Origin of the sequence: Pectobacterium atrosepticum (genome assembly GCF_000740965.1) — a bacterium.
Lineage (GTDB): Bacteria > Pseudomonadota > Gammaproteobacteria > Enterobacterales > Enterobacteriaceae > Pectobacterium > Pectobacterium atrosepticum.
Window position 1 is genome coordinate 1,927,884 of sequence record NZ_CP009125.1, and the last position, 17,526, is coordinate 1,945,409.

Below are 17,526 nucleotides of genomic sequence, written 5' to 3' on the forward strand. Positions count from 1 at the left end.
CATATCAGGGGGAATCGCCAATGAAGCGGGTATTTCTCTAACTCAGTGCTGATGCGGGGTTGTGGGAGTTATCCACCATTTCTGTGGATAACTATGTGCATTATAGATAGACAACGTGTCCTAGCCGAGAGCTGGCGCGGGTTTTCGCCAGGTTGGCGCTATTCTCCACGGTTTTGTTAATCTATTTATTATCATTCACTTAAATAAAATCAAGTGTCTTGAACATCAACGGTGCGTAGTTGCATAAATTAACCTCGCTGGTTATCCCTGCATGTTACATTTTTACCAAATCTGGGGATAAATCATGATGGTTTTATCTGGTAGATTGAATATGAATGTGCTAGCAAATTCATTTGTCGATTAATCATCCAATTCAGCGATAATTTTCTTGATGCTGTTTTTATATCCAGTATCATGATGGTGGCAAATTTCGCCATTGGCACTCAGAATAAAGCATCGCGTGTTTAACGTTGTAGGGCGATGCTTGTTTGTACGATGGGTTGTGTCTGTGACGACGCAACCTGTGACGAAAATCGTCAGTCTATGTCTTTTACCTGCCTCTGTGCGTCCACCCACGAACATCGTATTTAGCGATGAGTAATAACGATAAGTAGCGTGTTTAACGATGAGTAAAGCATTCACACTGAATTCCGACTTTAAACCGGCAGGCGATCAGCCTGAGGCCATTCGTCGTTTAAAGGAAGGTCTGGAGGACGGGTTGGCGCACCAAACGCTGCTCGGGGTAACAGGCTCAGGTAAGACGTTCACGATAGCCAACGTGATTGCCGATCTCAATCGGCCGACGATGATGCTGGCACCGAATAAAACGCTGGCAGCTCAACTGTACGGCGAAATGAAAGAATTCTTCCCCGAGAATGCCGTGGAGTACTTCGTCTCGTACTACGACTATTATCAGCCTGAGGCCTACGTTCCGAGCTCGGATACCTTTATCGAGAAAGACGCGTCTGTTAACGAACATATCGAGCAGATGCGTCTTTCCGCGACAAAAGCGCTGCTGGAGCGGCGTGATGTGATCGTCGTGGCTTCGGTGTCCGCTATCTATGGTCTGGGCGATCCCGATCTCTATCTGAAAATGATGCTGCACCTGACGCAGGGGATGCTGATCGACCAGCGTGCCATTTTACGTCGTTTGGCTGAATTGCAATATGCCCGCAACGATCAGGCATTTCAGCGCGGTACGTTTCGCGTGCGGGGCGAGGTGATCGATATCTTCCCTGCGGAGTCTGACGAAATCGCACTGCGCGTTGAATTGTTCGATGAAGAAGTGGAACGCCTGTCGCTGTTTGACCCGCTGACGGGGCATGTCCTCCAAACGGTGCCGCGCTATACCATCTACCCGAAAACGCACTATGTGACGCCGCGTGAGCGTATTTTGCAGGCGATGGAAGACATCAAAGTTGAATTGGCCGATCGCAAGAAGGTACTACTGGCGAACGATAAGCTGGTGGAGGAGCAGCGACTGAGCCAGCGCACGCAGTTTGATCTGGAGATGATGAACGAACTGGGGTACTGCTCCGGCATCGAAAACTACTCACGCTATCTCTCTGGACGTGGCCCCGGTGAACCGCCACCGACACTGTTTGACTATCTTCCTGCTGATGGGCTACTGGTCATTGATGAATCTCACGTCACTGTGCCCCAGATCGGCGGTATGTATCGCGGCGACCGTGCGCGTAAAGAGACGCTGGTCGAATACGGTTTCCGGCTGCCTTCCGCGCTGGATAACCGGCCGATGAAATTTGAAGAATTTGAAGCGCTGGCCCCGCAGACGATCTATGTGTCTGCGACGCCGAGTCACTATGAACTGGAAAAATCGGGCGGTGACGTTATCGATCAGGTGGTCCGTCCCACTGGATTGCTCGATCCGATCATTGAAGTACGGCCTGTCGGGACACAAGTGGATGACCTGCTTTCCGAGATTCGCCTGCGTGCAGCGATTAACGAACGTGTGCTGGTGACGACGTTGACCAAGCGGATGGCGGAAGATCTGACGGAATATCTGCAAGAACACGGCGAGCGGGTACGTTATCTGCACTCGGATATTGATACCGTCGAGCGTGTGGAAATCATCCGTGATTTGCGCCTGGGTGAATTTGACGTGCTGGTGGGCATCAACTTGCTGCGTGAAGGGCTGGATATGCCTGAAGTGTCGCTGGTGGCGATTCTGGATGCCGACAAAGAGGGCTTTTTGCGATCCGAACGTTCCCTAATCCAGACGATTGGCCGCGCGGCGCGTAACCTGCGCGGCAAGGCCATTCTTTACGGCGACAGGATTACGGCGTCGATGGCGAAAGCGATTAGCGAAACGGAACGCCGCCGCGAGAAGCAGGAAGCCTACAACACTGAACACGGGATTGTGCCGCAGGGGATCAATAAGAAGATTTCCGATATTTTGCAACTCGGACAGTCTGCGAACAAAGGCAAAGGGCGAGGTAATCGTAAAGCGGCAGAACCGGCAGCGCGTTATGAACTTATGACGCCGAAGGCGCTGGAACTGAAAATTCGCGAGTTGGAAAGTAAGATGCTGACACATGCGCAGAACCTTGAATTTGAAGAGGCGGCTTCCCTGCGCGATGAGGTACAGGTATTACGCGCGCAATTTATCGCGATATCGTAGTTATCGCAGAATTGTAGTTATCGCGGCATCATAGCGATGCGGCACTCTGATAAGGAATCATGATGACCCCTTCTATACCGGGCGTGGATGTGCTGTTTGTCGCGGGCTTTGGCCCTATCGTGACATCACTTCCTGCCAGCTATGCACTTTATGTGGATACGTTGAAGTTACCGCTAAAACCTGTTGCGGAAGGGAGCGACTATCTGGTGAGCGATGTGATGGATGGCGTGAAGCATTTTGCCTTGTGGCCACTGTCACACGCCAGTGAATCCTGTTTTGGGCAGGGAAATTGGCCTGCGGATCTTCCTGAACCGCAAAGCTGGCTGGAGTTTGAAGTGGCTGATATGGCGGAAGCGACAGAGGCGCTGAAAGTACAGGGTTATGCGCTGCTGGTCGAAAATCGTCTTGAACCTTGGGGCCAGCAAGTAACGCGTTTCCTGAGCCCCGAAGGGATTCTGATTGGCGTGACTTATACGCCGTGGCTGCGGGATTAAGAACCTAGTAGCTGTAGTGCACGATCGATAGCCTGACGCAGTAACTGACGGTCGTGGTGATGTGGCTCATCCTCCGCGGCCAGCGGCTGCTGTACGACCAGACGGTTACCGATCTGGCTGACATCAACTTTTGGGCCGACGATTGCTGCATCAATAACCGGTTTCCCCACTTTGCGTTCAATCCAGAACAATTTTTCTGCCAGCGTCAGGCGGGCTGCTGGGTTGCTTTGTTCATTGCCCAGATTGCCGATGTACACCATGGGAGCGGGCGTGCGGCGGAGCGCCTGTGTCAGGTCTTCCAGCAGCAGCAACGGCATCAGGCTGGTCAGGAAACTGCCGGGGCCAATCAAAATCAGATCGGCTTTAGCGATGGCATCGATGGCCTCACGTGTTGCCGGTACGGTTGGATACAGCATCAAATCTTGCGGTAGAGCCGCCAACTGATCGATCTCGACTTCGCCATAAACGGGGTTACCCTGCTCATCAATCGCCATTAAATCGACAGGATGCTCGGACATCGGAATTAAAAAGGCGTCCACTTTGAGCAAATTGCGAATCAGATTGATGGCTTCCAGCGGGCGCACGCTCAGGTGATCGAGCGCTTTTAGCATCAGGTTACCCAGATTATGCCCGGCAAGCTCGCCGTTACCGTTAAACCGGTATTCAAACATCGCAGAGGCTACGCTGGGTGTGGTGATCAGTTGGTTCAGACAGTTGCGCGTATCGCCCCAGGCAAGGCCACCTTCGGAGCGGCGGATGCGGCCGGTAGAACCGCCGTTATCCGTGGTCGTGACAATGCCGGTTAGCCGTGAACCCAAGGAAGATAGCGAAGACATGACACGACCTAAACCGTGTCCGCCTCCTAACGCGACAACCCTGTCGAGGTCGGCCAACGTGCGATTGCGCATAGAGAACCTTATGAATAAGCCAGAGGAATATGAATAGCGTGTATACCCGTCATACTTCAAGTTGCATGTGCGTTGGCTGCGTTCACTCACCCGAATCACTTACCTGAGTAAGCTCATCGGGGGTCCTTCCCTTGCCGCCTTCCTGAAACTCGAATTATTTAGGGTATAACAATCGCCGCTAAGGTAGCTGATTTCACCTTAAAACGCGAAAAATCCTCACACTGGCATGACCTGAGACAATTTCTGCCGCACATTTTCCCGTATGCTGTGCAGTATAAGATATTGAAAATTCGCTATATATTATCTTATATATCGATTTTGAGAGTGGTTAGCGGTGCTTTTTCGCAGTAAACTGCTCAATGAAATCACGGTTCTTTACTGGTTATCCTGCCGTTGTCTGACGGATACCCGATGAGAATCAAACTCCTAGCCTTGGTGCCTAAGTGATGCGCTTATTGCGCGTGATACGGCGCCTTGGCCGTGGCCTTCGCGGTCACCAGGGTGCGAGGTAGAAATGCCTGCATCTCCCGTATTTGGAAAGGTGTTTATGGTGAGTCAACTGACTGATGCGTTTGCGCGCAAGTTTTACTATTTGCGTCTGTCTATCACAGACGTCTGCAATTTTCGCTGTACCTACTGCCTGCCGGATGGTTATCAAGCCAATGGCACCAATCCACATCGCTTTTTATCACTCGATGAGATTCGTCGCGTCAGCCGCGCTTTTGCTGAATTGGGGACGGAAAAAGTCCGTCTTACCGGCGGCGAACCGTCTCTGCGTCGTGACTTCGTCGATATCATTGCTGCGATCCGTGAAAACCCAGCTATTCGTACGCTGGCGGTCACCACCAACGGTTACCGTCTGGCACGTGACGTGGCTCAATGGCGTGATGCCGGACTAACAGCACTGAATGTTAGCGTCGACAGCCTTGATGCTCGCCAGTTTCATGCGATTACCGGACAGGATAAATTCCGCCAAGTGATGGACGGTATCGATGCGGCATTTGACTGCGGTTTTGCCAAGGTTAAGGTCAACACCGTGCTGATGCGTGATGTGAACGCAGGCAGCCTGCAAACCTTTCTCGACTGGATTAAACACCGACCGATTCAACTCCGCTTTATTGAACTGATGGAAACGGGAGAGGGGGGCGAGCTGTTCCGCCGTCACCACGTTTCCGGCGAGGTGATTCGCCAGCAGCTATTGCAGCAAGGGTGGCAACAGCAGCAACGTGCACGCAGCGACGGCCCTGCTCAGGTATTCTGCCATCCAGACTACGAGGGCGAAATCGGGCTGATCATGCCGTATGAGAAAGATTTTTGCCTGAGCTGTAACCGTCTTCGTGTGTCTGCTATCGGTAACCTGCATCTGTGTCTCTTTGGCGAGCAGGGCATTCCACTGCGCGATTTGCTGGCTGACGATCGTCATCTCAATGATTTGAAAATGCGTATCTCGGGCGGGTTGTCGACGAAGAAGCAGACGCACTTCCTGCATGAAGGCAATAGCGGCATAACGCAAAATCTGTCATTTATCGGCGGTTAATCCGCGATATCACTGATTCTTAAAGGAACCTGACATGAGCAAAGTCAGCAGCGAATTCGTTTCTCTCAATCTAGCAGTACTGACCGTTTCCGAACGCCGTACTGCGGAAGACGATACCTCCGGCGACTATCTGCGCGAAGCGGCACAGTCCGCAGGGCATCGTATTGTCGCCAGCGCTATCGTGAAAGAGAACCTGTACCAGATTCGGGCACAGATCTCGGCGTGGATTGCCAGCGATGAAGTACAGGGTATTTTGATTAACGGTGGCACGGGCTTTACGGCAGGGGATGTGGTGCCGGAAGCCATTGGCGTCTTGTTCGATCGGGAAATTGAAGGCTTCGGCGAACTGTTTCGCATGGTGTCATATGAAGATATTGGCACAGCGACGCTGCAATCCCGTGCGCTTGCCGGTCTGGCTAATCAGACGGTGATTTTCGCCATGCCGGGTTCGACGCGCGCTTGTCGAACGGCGTGGGAACGTATCATTCAGGAACAGCTGGATGCGCGTCAGAAACCGTGCAATTTTTACCCGCACTTAAAGAAATCCTCTTAACGATAAGCCTTATTCACTATGTCATCATCTAAGCCACAATTGACCCACATAAACGCCGCTGGCGAAGCCGCAATGGTGGATGTTTCTGCCAAAGCGGAGACCGTGCGTGAAGCCCGCGCGGAAGCCTTCGTTGAAATGGCCCCGCAGACGCTGGCCATGATTATTGCCGGTAGCCACCATAAAGGCGATGTGTTCGCCACCGCGCGTATCGCCGGAATTCAGGCTGCGAAACGTACTTGGGAACTGATTCCGCTCTGTCATCCGCTATTACTGAGCAAAGTCGCTGTCGAGCTGGAAGCGCAGCCGGAGCACAATCGGGTTCGTATCGAATCCGTTTGTCGACTGACGGGGAAAACGGGCGTGGAGATGGAAGCGCTGACGGCGGCTTCCGTTGCCGCGCTGACCATCTATGACATGTGCAAGGCCGTGCAGAAAGATATGGTGATTGGCCCGGTGCGCCTGTTGGCGAAGAGCGGCGGAAAATCTGGGGATTTTACGGCGGAGGGATCATGATTAAGATTCTGTTTTTTGCGCAGGTGCGTGAATTGATCGAAACAGACAGCCTGTCGCTGCCCGCTGATTATGCCACCGTAGAGGAGGTTCGACAGGCGTTGTGCCAACGTGGTGCTCGTTGGGAATTAGCATTGGAAGCCGGCAAATTGTTGGCAGCAGTAAATCAGTCGCTGGTTGAGTTGACGCACCCGCTACAGGACGGTGATGAAGTCGCCTTTTTCCCACCGGTAACGGGAGGTTGATCGTGGCAGAAACGCGTATTCAGGTCGGCGAAGAGAACTTCAACGTAGGTGATGAGTATCAGTGGCTGGCACAGTGTGATGAAGACGGCGCAGTCGTGACGTTCACGGGTAAGGTGCGTAATCACAATTTGGCGAAAGACGTCAGCGCACTCACGTTGGAACATTATCCCGGCATGACGGAAAAAGCGCTGGCAGAGATTGTCGAGCTGGCACGCGAACGTTGGGAACTGCCGCGTGTGAGCGTGATTCATCGGGTAGGCGCACTCTATCCGGGCGATGAAATTGTGTTTGTTGGCGTCAGTGCCGCCCACCGCAGCGCGGCATTTGATGCCGCCCAATTCATCATGGATTACCTGAAAACCCGCGCGCCATTCTGGAAGCGAGAAGCCACGCCGGAAGGTGAGCATTGGATTGAATCGCGAGACAGTGATAAACAGGCCGCGCAGCGCTGGTAGTTGATTTCTGTGTTAGGATAAAAGGATGGCGGGGAGAGAATATTCAGTCTCGATCCCCCAATCAGGCGGTTCGCGCCGCGTTAATCAGATAACTTTATGCAAAGGTAACATCATGGACAGATATCCACGCTCTGGTTCAATCGTTGAGCGCTCGCAGTCTGGTCTACAGGCCTATATGGCACAGGTTTATGGCTGGATGACTTGTGGCCTGCTGCTGACGGCATTCGTCTCCTGGTATGCGGCGAATACGCCCGCCGTACTGAATTTTGTTTTCTCCAGCCAGATCACTTTCTTTGGACTGATCATTGCCCAACTGGGGCTGGTATTTGTCATTTCCGGCATGGTACAGCGCCTGAGCGGCACGGTTGCCACGTCGTTGTTTATGCTTTATTCCGCGTTGACGGGGCTGACGCTCTCCAGCATTTTCATCATGTACTCTGGTGAGTCCATCGCTAGCACCTTTGTGATTACGGCAGGGATGTTCGGGGCGATGAGCCTGTACGGCTACACCACGAAGCGTGATTTAAGCGGCTTCGGCAGCATGTTGTTTATGGCGCTGATCGGGATTGTTCTGGCTTCGCTGGTGAACCTGTGGCTGAAAAGCGAAGCGCTGATGTGGGCAGTAACCTATATCGGTGTGGTGGTGTTTGTCGGTCTCACCGCGTATGACACCCAGAAACTGAAAAATATCGGCGAGCAGTTGTCTGTTGATGACAAAGATAGCTTCCGCAAATACTCCATCGTCGGCGCGTTGACGCTGTACCTCGACTTCATCAACCTGTTCCTGATGCTGCTGCGTATTTTCGGTAATCGTCGTTAATTTTACGCTCCTATCTGGCGCGATTCCTCGCGCCAGATAACGCCTTCCCGTATTTCCCCTCCTTATTAATTACGCGATATTCCGTCGAAAAATAGCGTAAGCCGCTGAACCCGTGGTCAGCATGATGATGAGCAGTGGCCATAAACTGCCCCAGATAATGCTGAAGTCCTTGTTTATCAGCGGTAGCTATTGTAATTAATTTCATTGAATGATAATAATTGCCATTAGCAATTGCATTTTTACTGGTACTGACATAATGGCCTGCCAGCATTGACGTTGTGCCATAGGGTGTAAACCCTGCGTTCAATGCCAGAGCCGATAGTGATCCGCCAAAGTGCTTCGCGTAAGACGAAGCATTTTGGCATTTTTTTGTCTGTGCTGCGGTGAGTGGTCTGCCACAGGCGATGATTTTTATTCACGGTTGGATATATAACCAAAGGGGAAGGACAGTGAACCAGATGCGCACTTTACTTGCATTGATGCCATGCGTGCTGATTGCTCCGGCGTATGCACAGGATGATACGACCAAAAAGGGTGATTCGAGCGGTGATGAGATGGTGATTACCGCCTCACGCTCGAATATCCAGCAGCAGAAAGCGCCGCAGGTGGTTACGGTGATTACTAAGGAGCAAATCGAGCAGCAGATGCAGGTTACCTCCGACTCATCGCAAATTCTGAGCAATCTGCTTCCTTCGTTCTCCCCCAGTCGTCAGAAAATGAGCGGCAGCGGCGAAACTTTCCGTGGTCGTGCAGCGTTGGTGATGATCGACGGCATTCCCCAATCTAACCCGCTGCGCCCCACCGGACGTGAGATGCATACGGTCGACTATTCGATGGTCGAGCGTATTGAAGTGATTCACGGTGCCAACGCCACCAATGGCATGGGCGCGACAGGTGGGGTGATTAACATCATTACCCGTCGCCCGGAAAACGGTTCGTTTAATCAACATGTCAGTGTGCAGACCACGATTCCGACTGAAAAGATTCGTGGCGAAACTGCCAGCTATAAAACCACTTATCGGGTGGATGGACGTCAAGACTATCTCGATTATCTGTTCGCGATTGGCTACGAGAATCAGGGGTTGTATCTGGATGGCAACAATCGTCCCGTTGGCGTGGATAATACGCAGGGCGACACCATGGACTCTCGCGCCTATGACATCATGGCGAAAGTCGGATACTGGCTGGATGACTATCAGCGTATTCAACTGAGCGTAAATCGCTACCACATTAAAAACGAAAATAACTACCTTAGCGTGGATGGTATCCGCGATCAGGGCATCCCTACGACGTCAGTGCGCGGCACACCGCCGGGCGAAGCGCCAAATAACAGTATTTGGACGACGGGATTAACCTACGAGCACCACGATTTGGCGGGGATGAAGCTGTCCGCTCTGGTGTTTAATCAACGCTATGAAGCGCTGTTTGGCGCAACGATTTCAAATACTTTCCAGGATCCGGCGATTGCTCCCCGAGGTACGCTTTATGAGCAGTCACGATCCGTCGCCAATAAGTACGGCACCAAGCTTGCGTTGACCAAAGACGACTTGCTGGATGACACGCTGAAGGTCACGGTGGGTTTCGATACCTTGTATGATAAAGGGAAACAGGATCTCTACCTGACCAAGCGTACCTACGTGCCGGAGATGGAATACACCAACTATTCACCGTTTATTCAGGGAGAATATCAACTGCTGGATAAGGTAACGCTACACGCGGGCGTACGCCATGAAATCGCTAAGCTACAGGTCGGTGACTATCAAACGCTGGCATCCAATGGCGGTTATACAGTGGAGGGCGGTAGCCCAAAATTTAATGAGACGCTGTATAACGCCGGTATTGTTTATGCGGCAACAGATTCCCTGAGCCTGTTCGCTAACTACTCGGAAGGGTTTGGTATGCCGGATGTGGGCCGTGCGCTACGTTCCATTAACCGTCCGGGTGTTAGCCTGAAAAATTTCGACGGCTTTAAGCCGATTGTGACGGATAACGTAGAAACGGGATTCAGATTTAAACGTGATAAGTTTGACTTCGAAGCCAGTTATTTTGAGTCCAAATCGAAACTGGGTGAGCGTGTTAGAGAGAGCGGTGGCGTATTTTTGTCCGATCGTCAGCGTACGCAGATCCGAGGGGTAGAGGTGACTACAGGCTACCAAATTAACGAGCAGCATAAAATTAATGCCTCTTACGCCCACAGTGAAGGGAAGTATGACAATAACGGCGATGGCAAGGTGGATAAAAAATTCAACGGTCTGAATATTGCTCCGGATCGTCTTATCACTAGCTGGTCGGCGAACTGGAATGATAACTGGAGCTCATTCGTACAGGCGAATTATGCCTTTGGCCGCAGTTTTGACGATGCGGGTATGGCCTTTGATGGCTACCTGTTGATGGATGCTGCCGTGGGTTACAAGCTGCCATATGGTCGTCTCAATGTCGCGGTGGCTAACCTGCTGGATAAGCAGTACATCACCTACTATTCGCAGGCTGCCCTTGTTAACGATACGCGCTATTTCTCTGGGCGTGGTCGCACGATGACATTGGGTTATTCGATTGATTTCTAAAATTACCTTGTTTAACCATGTCTAAGTTTAGCCATGTCCAAAAATCAGCAACACGGCAGCGTTTTTCGCTGGCCGTGTTGTTGTCTTTTCTGCTGGTGACGTTGGCGCAGGCGGCAGAACCGTCGCGTCAGGTTCGGCATGCGCTGGGTGTGACCACCGTGACAGGGACGCCGCTGCGCATAGTGACGCTGTTTCAGGGCGCGACTGACGCTGCCGTTGCACTGGGAATTAAGCCGATTGGCGTGGTGGAATCATGGGCGGAGAAGCCGATTTACCGCTATCTTCGCCCCGCGTTGCAGGGCGTGACGCTGGTTGGGCTGGAAACGCAGCCTAGCCTGGAAACGATCGCGTTACTCAAGCCCGATCTCATCGTGGCGTCTACCTTTCGGCATGAAAAGATCTACGGTCTGCTGTCGCAGATTGCGCCGACGATTGCGCTGGACAGGGTGTCTGAATTTAAGGACACGGTACAGATGATGGGCGTAGCGCTTAACAGGGAAGATAAGACGCATGAGATTTTATCCCACTGGGATCGACGCGTGAATTCGCTGCGTGACAGGCTAAAGGCGCGATTTGGCGATCGCTGGCCGCTCAGCGTTTCCATTCTCGAATTCCGTGAGGATCACATGCGCAGCTATCTACCCGCCAGCTTTGCCGGGTCGGTGCTGTCGGAAATCGGCTTTGTCTGGTCGCGGCCGGAAAGCTACACGTCAGGTCTAATGCAAAAGCTTACGAGCAAAGAGAGTATTCCCGTGGTGGATGCCGATCTATTCTTTGTGCTGCTGCGTTCAGACAAACCTGCGGTGGTGCAGAATTATCGAGATTGGCAGGCCCACCCGCTTTGGCAGCGGCTGCATGCCCCTCGCCAGCAGCAGGTGTATCCGGTAGATAACGTGGCCTGGAGCCTGTCTGGCGGTATTTTGGGCGCAAATAACATGCTGGACGATATCGAACGGCAGTTCGCTGGCAAGGCAGAACCTGCGAGCAAAAAAAGCGATGTCGTAGAGGAGAGTCAGACGCGATGAGACAGTGCATCGTGATGGCAGCGGGTATTACACTGCTGCTGTTGAGTATCGTCGCTAGCCTGATGCTGGGGCAAACCACGATTTCATTTGGTGCCGTGTTCAGGGCGCTATTCTATTACGATCCGCAGCAGATCGATCACATTCTGGTGTTGACGACCCGCCTGTCGCGGACGGTGATTGCTCTCGTTGTCGGTGCCAGCCTTGCCGTTGCCGGGGCGCTAATGCAGGCGTTGACGCGTAACCCACTAGCCTCGCCGGGAATATTTGGCATTAATGCCGGAGCCATGTTTGCCGTCGTGCTGCTGTCTTCGCTGTTGACCTTTTCCTCGCAGGTTGCGTTGGCATGGACGGCCTATCTCGGCGCAGCTGTTGCTGGCGTCATGGTGTACGTGTTGGGAACGTTGGGCAATGCGCGTTCCAGCCACTTACGCATCGTGCTGGCCGGTGCCGCTATCAGCGCGCTGTTTATTTCGTTTACGCAGGCGCTGCTGGTGATCAATCAGGATGGGCTGGATAGCATGCTGTTCTGGCTAGCCGGTTCGGTATCCGGGCGCAACCTGTCGATGCTGTTGCCGCTGCTGCCGTACTTTGTTATCGCGCTATGTCTCACGCTGCTGCTGGCGCGTCACCTCAATATTCTGGTGGCGGGTGACGAGATCGCCAAAGGGCTGGGGCAGCGTACCGCGCTAGTCCGTGCGTTGTCTGGGCTGTGCGTGATTGGGCTGGCGGGGGGAGCGGTGGCGATAGCCGGAAATATCGGCTTTGTCGGGCTAATCGTGCCGCATATCGTGCGTCGCATGCTGTCTGCCGATCACCGTTGGCTGTTGCCCGGTTGTGCAATTTTCGGTGCGACGCTGCTGCTGCTGGCCGATGTCGCTGCGCGTTTGCTAATTGTGCCGCAGGAAGTTCCGGTCGGGGCAATGACCGCGCTATTAGGAGCGCCATTCTTCATTTATCTGGCGAGAAGGGGGCTGCGACATGGGTAAGGTGTGTACCGTGCGCATAGGGAGCGTTTCGCGCCAGATTGATTTACGTACCTCAGCGGTAGCGGTTTCGCTCCTTCTGGTGCTGTTGGCTGTCGTATTCCTCTCGCTGTCGCTAGGGCAGATTGTGCTGTCGCCCACGCAGGTGATGTCGGCGCTGCTGGGAAAGGCAGACAGCGGCGTGCACTTTATTGTCAACGACTTGCGTTTGCCGCGTGCGCTGCTGGCGCTGTTGGTGGGTGGGGCGCTGGCGATATCCGGTTTGATTCTGCAAAGCATTGTGCGTAACCCGCTGGCCTCGCCGGATATTCTGGGGATTACCAGCGGTGCATCGGCGGCAGCGGTGTTCTTTCTCTCGTTTCTGGCGACAACGATAAGCCAGCGTTGGCTCCCACTGGCGGCAATGGGCGGGGCGTGGATTACGGCGATCGCCATTTATCTGTTGGCCTGGAAACAAGGCGCATCACCGCTGCGGTTGGTGCTGGTCGGCGTGGGCCTGTCTGCCATTATGGGCGCGGCGGTTACGATGATGCTGGTGTTTAGCCCGATAGGCACGACATTGACGGCCTATGTGTGGCTGACGGGCAGTATTTACGGCGCACAGTGGCAGCATGTGTCAGCGCTGGCGGGCTGGTTGCTACTTGGCGCCCCGTTTCTGGTGGGGCTGGCGCGGCATGTCAACGTACATGAACTGGATGACGCGCTGGCCTGCGGCGTCGGGCAATCTGTCGGGCGTATCCGGCTTGCACTGCTGACGCTGAGCGTCGCGCTGGCTGGCGCGGCGATTGCCTACGCCGGTGCGATGGCGTTTGTCGGCCTGCTAGCACCGCATATTGCGAAAAAGCTGGCGAGTCGTTCATTTCCCGGACTGGCGCTGGTGTCGGCGTTGACAGGCGGTTTACTGGTGATGGTGGCCGATTTACTGGGTCGTACCGCGTTCCTGCCGCTGGATTTACCTGCCGGCATCTTTATCTCGGTGCTCGGGACGCCTTTCTTTATCTATTTATTGCTTCGGCAACGCTATTGAGATCGCCAGGTTATGTTTTCAGAAAACGTGTCTTCAAAGAATGTGCCTCCAACAAGTAGCGATTCCCGCGAGGCGATTGCCAGTCAGTCGCTGACGCTAAGTTACGATAAGCAGATCGTCATTGACGCGCTGGATATTTCGCTGCCAGCGCAGAAAATTTCGGTGCTGGTGGGCAGTAACGGCTGCGGTAAGAGCACGTTATTGAAGTCATTCGCCCGCCTGCTGAAACCAACGAGTGGAACGATTATTGTCAACGGGGCGGATATCCATCGGCAATCCACCGTTGAGGTGGCGAAATCCCTGGCGATTTTGCCGCAAACACCGACCGCGCCGGAAGGCCTGACGGTCTATCAACTGGTGAAAATGGGGCGTTACCCGCACCAGTCGTGGCTGAAGCAGTGGTCGACAACGGATGAGGAAAAAGTGCTTCAGGCGTTGCGTAGTACTGGCGTGCTGGCATTAAAGGATCGCGCAGTCGATTCTCTGTCCGGCGGCCAGCGCCAGCGCGTATGGATCGCGATGACGTTGGCGCAGGATACCGATATCGTCCTGCTGGATGAGCCGACGACCTACCTCGATCTGGCGCATCAGATGGAGGTGCTGGATTTGCTAAGGGAGTTGAATCTCCAGCAGCAGAAAACCATCGTCATGGTGCTGCATGATTTGAATCTTGCCTGCCGATACGCACATCACATGGTGGCGGTACATGACCGGACGGTGTTTGCACAGGGCAATCCGCGCGATATCCTTACCGAAGCTACGGTAAAAACGGTGTTTAACCTGAATTGCCGCATCATTGACGATCCGTTTTTCGGCACGCCGCTGTGTATTCCGTTTGGACGTGAAGCAGCGGCTGATGTCGGCTAATCGTCTGACGGCACCGCAGTGGGCGATTATTACGCTCCGCCAGAAAAACGGGCCGACACAGATAAAAATCCCTTAGTGGTCAGAATCTCTGCTACAATCGTCGGCAGTCATGCACCGTAGTTGTGCTCGTTCATCGTGGTTGTTGCGTATGTCGTTGTTACGTGAAGTGTTACATTAGTTGTTACGTTAATAGTGGCCCGCCAAACCCGTCTTATTGACCCTCTGAAAACTACACCGGCTACTGTCCGGTCAGAGCGGATCTGGAGTTGTTCTTTTTATGTCATTTGATTCTCTCGGCCTGAGTGCCGATATTCTGCGCGCGATTGAAGAGCAGGGTTATCGCGATCCTACCCCTGTTCAGCGTCAGGCAATTCCTGTCGTGTTGGAAGGGCGCGATTTAATGGCCAGTGCCCAAACGGGTACGGGTAAAACGGCGGGCTTTACGCTGCCGTTATTGCAACTGCTGACGAGTCGCGAAGCGCAGAATAAAGGGAAAGGGCGCCGTCCAGTACGGGCGCTGATCCTGACGCCGACCCGTGAACTGGCGGCACAGATTGATGAGAACGTGAAGGCGTATAGCAAATATTTACCCCTGCGTTCACTGGTCGTATTCGGCGGCGTGAGCATCAACCCGCAGATGATGAAGCTGCGTGGCGGCGTGGATATTCTGGTGGCGACGCCGGGACGTCTGCTCGATCTGGAACATCAGCGTGCCGTTGACCTGTCTCAGATCGAAATTCTGGTGCTGGATGAAGCAGACCGGATGCTGGATATGGGCTTCATTCACGATATTCGCCGTGTACTGGCGAAGCTACCTGCTAAACGCCAAAACCTGCTGTTCTCCGCCACTTTCTCTGATGAGATCAAAGCGCTGGCGAACAAACTGCTGACCAATCCGGCTTCGGTCGAAGTCGTGCGTCGTAATTCGCCGTCTGAACTGGTCACGCAGCATGTACATTTTGTTGATAAGCGCCGCAAACGTGAACTGCTGTCGCAGCTAATTGGTGAAAACAACTGGCAGCAGGTACTGGTCTTTACCCGTACCAAGCACGGGGCTAACCACTTGGCCGAGCTGTTGGAAAAAGATGGTATCACCGCTGCGGCTATCCACGGTAATAAAAGTCAGGGTGCGCGTACTCGCGCGCTGGCCAACTTCAAGGACGGCGGCATCCGTGTGCTGGTCGCGACAGATATCGCCGCGCGCGGTCTGGATATCGACCAGTTGCCGCACGTTGTGAACTATGAACTGCCAAACGTGCCAGAAGATTACGTTCACCGTATCGGCCGTACCGGTCGTGCAGAAGCGACGGGCGAAGCGCTGTCGCTGGTGTGTGTGGATGAACACAAGCTGCTGCGTGACATCGAACGTCTGCTGAAGCGTGAAATTCCGCGTATCGCTATTGAAGGCTACGAGCCGGATCCGTCCATCAAGGCAGAACCGATTGTGAATGGCCGTCAGGGCAGCCGTGGTGGTAGTAGTGGTGGTGCGCGTAGTGCGTCTCCTCGTGCACCGTCTGGCGCACCACGCGGTCAGTCCGAGCGCAGCGAACGTAGTCAAGGTCAGGGCGAGCGCCGTTCAGCCGATGCTAATCGTCAGCCGCGTAAACCGGGCGGTAATAGCGATAGCCCATGGGGTACTGGCGGAAAAGGGAATAGCGGTAAGGGCAGTGGCGAAGGACAACGCCGCGCACCGCGACCGCAAAACCGCAGCAAGCCAGCGGACAAGTAAAATCGAAAGGGAGCCACTGGCTCCCTTTTTGTTGGTCACGTTATTTTGCCGTCGCAGGTTGTGCCGTTGGGTTGTGTGGACGGTAGAACATCACCGCGTTGCCCGCTAGCATCAGCAGCAGGCCGACAAGCGCGTTGGGTCGCCAGTAGGTGTCTACTATTTGCGCACCAATTACCATTTGGGTATAATAAAAACTCCAAATGGAGGTTTGTTATGAAAACATTTAGCTTATCCACGACTCAGACCAGGCCGCCCCGTTTATGGCAGGTGGCCGGATTAAACAATTCTGATGGTGTGGCGCTTCTGGGACAGATTAACGAAGGCCTTGAGGGCAAGGTTGCTAACCTTATCGCTGACTGGGCGAAGATAACGCAAAACGACCTGCGTAAAATGTCCGGCATTCCGTCAACGACGTTTAGCCGCAGCGTCAAAGCGCGATTTAGCGCCGATCAAAGTGAACGGCTGGTGCGTATCATCCGTGTCATTGATCGGGCGGTAGAACTGTTCGAAGGTGATAAGGACGAGGCTCAAAAATGGTTGAATGAGCCAAACCGAGCGCTTGGCGGGAAAGTGCCAGCAGAACTGATGGTATCCGAAACCGGGGCTTACGAAGTCATGAAATTGCTCACGCGCCTGGAACATGGTGTGTACTCTTGATTCTCTATCGGCTTACAAAGACAAAGTATCTTTCTACAGCCTGGACGGGATACGGAGCAAAAGAGGCTGGAGGCCGCTGGAATAGTATTGGCACCTCGATGGTTTATGTATCAGAAACCGCATCGCTTGCCATGCTGGAGACGCTGGTACATCTGCATGCAGCGCAGATCCTGGATTATTACACGCTAATGCGTATCGATGTGCCTGAGGATCAGATTCAGAGTGCCGATATGGACGAATTGCCAGACAACTGGGCTGCTGAAGAAGCGCCGCCAGATCTGGCTGTATACGGTGATGCATGGATCTTTACCAAAGGTTCGATAGCGTTGCGAGTCCCCAGCGCCCTATCGCCTGTAGAGTATAACTACCTGTTAAACCCTGAACACCCAGATTTCTACGGGATCATTCAGATGGCAGAGATTATACCGTTCCAGTTTGATAGCCGGCTAAAGCCCGATCGTAAATAATGCATCACGGGTATCAATCCATTTAATCGTTATCAAACTCTCTTTTC

At 53.4% G+C, this 17,526-nt stretch carries 17 protein-coding genes, 2 pseudogenes and 1 riboswitch; of the genes and pseudogenes, 16 read left to right on the plus strand and 3 right to left on the minus strand.

The window, feature by feature from the left end; genetic code table 11:
* The first annotated feature begins 625 nt into the window (after positions 1 to 625).
* Positions 626 to 2,638, plus strand: a complete 2,013-nt coding sequence (uvrB, locus tag GZ59_RS08375) for an excinuclease ABC subunit UvrB (RefSeq protein ID WP_039291176.1) — start codon at positions 626 to 628, stop codon at positions 2,636 to 2,638.
* A 62-nt stretch (positions 2,639 to 2,700) separates the two neighbouring features.
* The gene (locus GZ59_RS08380; protein WP_039291177.1) at positions 2,701 to 3,132 is read left to right on the plus strand and encodes a VOC family protein; all 432 of its coding nucleotides are present in this window, start codon (positions 2,701 to 2,703) and stop codon (positions 3,130 to 3,132) included.
* On the opposite strand, the gene yvcK is transcribed toward GZ59_RS08380, so the two are convergent.
* Complete coding sequence (yvcK, locus tag GZ59_RS08385; protein WP_039291179.1) at positions 3,129 to 4,040, minus strand: uridine diphosphate-N-acetylglucosamine-binding protein YvcK; 912 nt, start codon at positions 4,038 to 4,040, stop codon at positions 3,129 to 3,131. The two genes, GZ59_RS08380 and yvcK, sit on opposite strands and share 4 nt — an antisense overlap.
* Positions 4,041 to 4,451: 411 nt before the next feature.
* A riboswitch (molybdenum cofactor riboswitch) is annotated at positions 4,452 to 4,600 on the plus strand.
* On the opposite strand from yvcK, the gene moaA reads away from it, so the two are divergent.
* The 6 genes from moaA (at position 4,588) to GZ59_RS08415 (ending at position 8,160) form a co-directional block, all read left to right on the plus strand.
* On the plus strand, positions 4,588 to 5,577 hold the full coding sequence (gene moaA, locus GZ59_RS08390) for a GTP 3',8-cyclase MoaA (protein ID WP_011094351.1): 990 nt from the start codon (positions 4,588 to 4,590) through the stop codon (positions 5,575 to 5,577). (Overlaps the previous riboswitch by 13 nt.)
* Before the next feature lie 34 nt (positions 5,578 to 5,611).
* Complete coding sequence (gene moaB / locus GZ59_RS08395) at positions 5,612 to 6,130, plus strand: molybdenum cofactor biosynthesis protein B (RefSeq protein WP_011094350.1); 519 nt, start codon at positions 5,612 to 5,614, stop codon at positions 6,128 to 6,130.
* Between the two features lie 18 nt (positions 6,131 to 6,148).
* Positions 6,149 to 6,643 (plus strand): cyclic pyranopterin monophosphate synthase MoaC, encoded by a 495-nt coding sequence (gene moaC / locus GZ59_RS08400; RefSeq protein ID WP_011094349.1) that lies wholly within the window; start codon positions 6,149 to 6,151, stop codon positions 6,641 to 6,643.
* A complete protein-coding gene (moaD, locus tag GZ59_RS08405; RefSeq protein ID WP_011094348.1) occupies positions 6,640 to 6,885 on the plus strand; it encodes a molybdopterin synthase sulfur carrier subunit in 246 nt (81 codons plus the stop codon). The genes moaC and moaD overlap by 4 nt, the downstream gene beginning before the upstream one ends.
* Before the next feature lie 2 nt (positions 6,886 to 6,887).
* The gene (moaE, locus tag GZ59_RS08410; protein WP_011094347.1) at positions 6,888 to 7,340 is read left to right on the plus strand and encodes a molybdopterin synthase catalytic subunit MoaE; all 453 of its coding nucleotides are present in this window, start codon (positions 6,888 to 6,890) and stop codon (positions 7,338 to 7,340) included.
* A 112-nt stretch (positions 7,341 to 7,452) separates the two neighbouring features.
* A complete protein-coding gene (locus GZ59_RS08415) occupies positions 7,453 to 8,160 on the plus strand; it encodes a Bax inhibitor-1/YccA family protein (protein WP_010297658.1) in 708 nt (235 codons plus the stop codon).
* Positions 8,161 to 8,229: 69 nt separating this feature from the next.
* On the opposite strand, the pseudogene GZ59_RS23865 reads toward GZ59_RS08415, so the two are convergent.
* A pseudogene (locus GZ59_RS23865) lies at positions 8,230 to 8,319 on the minus strand (hypothetical protein); the annotation flags it as partial.
* Positions 8,320 to 8,618: 299 nt separating this feature from the next.
* Here GZ59_RS23865 and GZ59_RS08425 point away from each other — a divergent pair.
* From GZ59_RS08425 to rhlE, 6 genes are all read left to right on the plus strand, one after another.
* The gene (locus GZ59_RS08425) at positions 8,619 to 10,724 is read left to right on the plus strand and encodes a TonB-dependent receptor (protein ID WP_039294894.1); all 2,106 of its coding nucleotides are present in this window, start codon (positions 8,619 to 8,621) and stop codon (positions 10,722 to 10,724) included.
* Positions 10,725 to 10,741: 17 nt separating this feature from the next.
* On the plus strand, positions 10,742 to 11,749 hold the full coding sequence (locus tag GZ59_RS08430; protein WP_039291183.1) for an ABC transporter substrate-binding protein: 1,008 nt from the start codon (positions 10,742 to 10,744) through the stop codon (positions 11,747 to 11,749).
* On the plus strand, positions 11,746 to 12,735 hold the full coding sequence (locus GZ59_RS08435) for a FecCD family ABC transporter permease (protein ID WP_039291185.1): 990 nt from the start codon (positions 11,746 to 11,748) through the stop codon (positions 12,733 to 12,735). Before GZ59_RS08430 ends, GZ59_RS08435 begins: the two co-directional genes overlap by 4 nt.
* On the plus strand, positions 12,728 to 13,759 hold the full coding sequence (locus GZ59_RS08440) for a FecCD family ABC transporter permease (RefSeq protein WP_039291186.1): 1,032 nt from the start codon (positions 12,728 to 12,730) through the stop codon (positions 13,757 to 13,759). Before GZ59_RS08435 ends, GZ59_RS08440 begins: the two co-directional genes overlap by 8 nt.
* 12 nt (positions 13,760 to 13,771) lie before the next feature.
* Positions 13,772 to 14,626 (plus strand): ABC transporter ATP-binding protein, encoded by an 855-nt coding sequence (locus tag GZ59_RS08445; protein ID WP_048018368.1) that lies wholly within the window; start codon positions 13,772 to 13,774, stop codon positions 14,624 to 14,626.
* Between the two features lie 277 nt (positions 14,627 to 14,903).
* The gene (rhlE, locus tag GZ59_RS08450; RefSeq protein WP_039291188.1) at positions 14,904 to 16,355 is read left to right on the plus strand and encodes an ATP-dependent RNA helicase RhlE; all 1,452 of its coding nucleotides are present in this window, start codon (positions 14,904 to 14,906) and stop codon (positions 16,353 to 16,355) included.
* Between the two features lie 40 nt (positions 16,356 to 16,395).
* Here the strand turns inward: rhlE and GZ59_RS23470 are convergent.
* Positions 16,396 to 16,509, minus strand: a pseudogene (locus GZ59_RS23470) (DMT family transporter); the annotation flags it as partial.
* Between the two features lie 59 nt (positions 16,510 to 16,568).
* Between GZ59_RS23470 and parS the strand changes: the two are divergent.
* Together parS and GZ59_RS08460 are read left to right on the plus strand one after the other, a co-directional pair.
* Entirely contained in the window at positions 16,569 to 17,012 is a 444-nt protein-coding gene (parS, locus tag GZ59_RS08455) for a type II RES/Xre toxin-antitoxin system antitoxin (RefSeq protein ID WP_039291190.1), read from the plus strand.
* Positions 17,009 to 17,479 (plus strand): RES family NAD+ phosphorylase, encoded by a 471-nt coding sequence (locus GZ59_RS08460; RefSeq protein ID WP_039291191.1) that lies wholly within the window; start codon positions 17,009 to 17,011, stop codon positions 17,477 to 17,479. Before parS ends, GZ59_RS08460 begins: the two co-directional genes overlap by 4 nt.
* The last annotated feature ends 47 nt before the right edge of the window (positions 17,480 to 17,526 follow it).

Bases quoted from the DNA above. Each gene is read 5' to 3' on its own strand.
- uvrB (WP_039291176.1), top strand. From the start codon at position 626: ATGAGTAAAGCATTCACACTGAATTCCGACTTTAAACCGGCAGGCGAT.
- GZ59_RS08380 (WP_039291177.1), top strand. From the start codon at position 2,701: ATGACCCCTTCTATACCGGGCGTGGATGTGCTGTTTGTCGCGGGCTTT.
- yvcK (WP_039291179.1), bottom strand. From the start codon at position 4,040: ATGCGCAATCGCACGTTGGCCGACCTCGACAGGGTTGTCGCGTTAGGA.
- moaA (WP_011094351.1), top strand. From the start codon at position 4,588: ATGGTGAGTCAACTGACTGATGCGTTTGCGCGCAAGTTTTACTATTTG.
- moaB (WP_011094350.1), top strand. From the start codon at position 5,612: ATGAGCAAAGTCAGCAGCGAATTCGTTTCTCTCAATCTAGCAGTACTG.
- moaC (WP_011094349.1), top strand. From the start codon at position 6,149: ATGTCATCATCTAAGCCACAATTGACCCACATAAACGCCGCTGGCGAA.
- moaD (WP_011094348.1), top strand. From the start codon at position 6,640: ATGATTAAGATTCTGTTTTTTGCGCAGGTGCGTGAATTGATCGAAACA.
- GZ59_RS08415 (WP_010297658.1), top strand. From the start codon at position 7,453: ATGGACAGATATCCACGCTCTGGTTCAATCGTTGAGCGCTCGCAGTCT.
- GZ59_RS08425 (WP_039294894.1), top strand. From the start codon at position 8,619: ATGCGCACTTTACTTGCATTGATGCCATGCGTGCTGATTGCTCCGGCG.
- GZ59_RS08430 (WP_039291183.1), top strand. From the start codon at position 10,742: ATGTCTAAGTTTAGCCATGTCCAAAAATCAGCAACACGGCAGCGTTTT.
- GZ59_RS08435 (WP_039291185.1), top strand. From the start codon at position 11,746: ATGAGACAGTGCATCGTGATGGCAGCGGGTATTACACTGCTGCTGTTG.
- GZ59_RS08440 (WP_039291186.1), top strand. From the start codon at position 12,728: ATGGGTAAGGTGTGTACCGTGCGCATAGGGAGCGTTTCGCGCCAGATT.
- GZ59_RS08445 (WP_048018368.1), top strand. From the start codon at position 13,772: ATGTTTTCAGAAAACGTGTCTTCAAAGAATGTGCCTCCAACAAGTAGC.
- rhlE (WP_039291188.1), top strand. From the start codon at position 14,904: ATGTCATTTGATTCTCTCGGCCTGAGTGCCGATATTCTGCGCGCGATT.
- parS (WP_039291190.1), top strand. From the start codon at position 16,569: ATGAAAACATTTAGCTTATCCACGACTCAGACCAGGCCGCCCCGTTTA.